Consider the following 975-nt stretch of genomic DNA (forward strand, 5'->3'; position numbering starts at 1 on the left):
AATCCGAAGCTGATGCCCGGATACTGCGGGTTCGGCCTGTATTCCGCAAAGCACAGATCGATGAATCGCTTCGTTACTTCCGGCCCGTATTCGCCCGGATTCCGTTTCGTTCCGACCCAGCGCCCGAGCATTCCCGCTTCGGCCTTCCATCCGCGCATCGGAACGTAAGGAATGCCGTACAGACGCTCATGCTCCGTCTTTAAGTACGACTGAAAGTCGCGCACATTCCATTTTGATACCGGTCTATCTGTCGTCGGCATTTTCGTCACCTTCTTCGTAAATAAAGCGATAAACTTCATCGTATACTTCGTAACCGGTACCGTGTTGTATGCTGCTCAACAAGTCCTCGACCCTACCGATAATTAACTCTGCTTTACGTAGTTTTCGGTCGATCTCCGCAATGTGATCGAGTAAAGCCGGAATATCTTGCCGGGCGCTTGCGATGAACTCCGTATCCTCTTTCCTCGCGCATCTTGCAATACCGAATGTTTGGTAACTCCCCTTAAAATTGTCGATCAGAACATAATGATCGTATCCTTCGCACCATTCTCCTTCCGTTGCCGCTTCCGCACGCTGACGGATCGCTTCGAGTTTGCCTTTCGTCATCACGCATTCACCCCTTCGATTTTGATTCCGAGGCAGTCGAGTGTATTTCGGACTCCTTCCGCAACGCCTGATGTGTAAAAATCGTCCTTACTGCGAGGCATGGATTGCTCATGTCGCTGGTAATTGGCCGCGTAATACTCCCGCACCTTCTCCTCCGGTGTCTTTTCGACTTCATATCCGTTGATTAATGCGGCCGCGAGCACTATTGTATAGAGGCTATTTAGCGGTGCATACTCATTAAACCACCTATTTGCCACGTGATGTTCTAATATATCGTCTTCAGTCCAATCATTACCACCCGACATTAGAAACTGGATAGCCTCCGCCTGCTCCTTCGTAATTACCGGCTTTTTAATTTCGCTCATCTAT

Annotated in this window: 3 protein-coding genes; all 3 read right to left on the minus strand. The window is 49.4% G+C overall.

All coding sequences use genetic code 11. The annotated features are described in order from the left end of the window. A partial coding sequence (locus AB447_RS23110) for a hypothetical protein (RefSeq protein ID WP_048356599.1) occupies window positions 1–260 on the minus strand: 260 nt, incomplete at its 3' end. Next, a complete protein-coding gene (locus tag AB447_RS23115) occupies window positions 244–606 on the minus strand; it encodes a hypothetical protein (RefSeq protein ID WP_048356598.1) in 363 nt (120 codons plus the stop codon). The genes AB447_RS23115 and AB447_RS23110, both read right to left, overlap by 17 nt. Beyond that, entirely contained in the window at window positions 606–911 is a 306-nt protein-coding gene (locus AB447_RS23120; protein ID WP_241494795.1) for a hypothetical protein, read from the minus strand. The genes AB447_RS23115 and AB447_RS23120 overlap by 1 nt, the downstream gene beginning before the upstream one ends. Window positions 912–975: the final 64 nt, after the last annotated feature.

The sequence above is a fragment of the Bacillus glycinifermentans genome, from assembly GCF_001042475.2.
Lineage (GTDB): Bacteria > Bacillota > Bacilli > Bacillales > Bacillaceae > Bacillus > Bacillus glycinifermentans.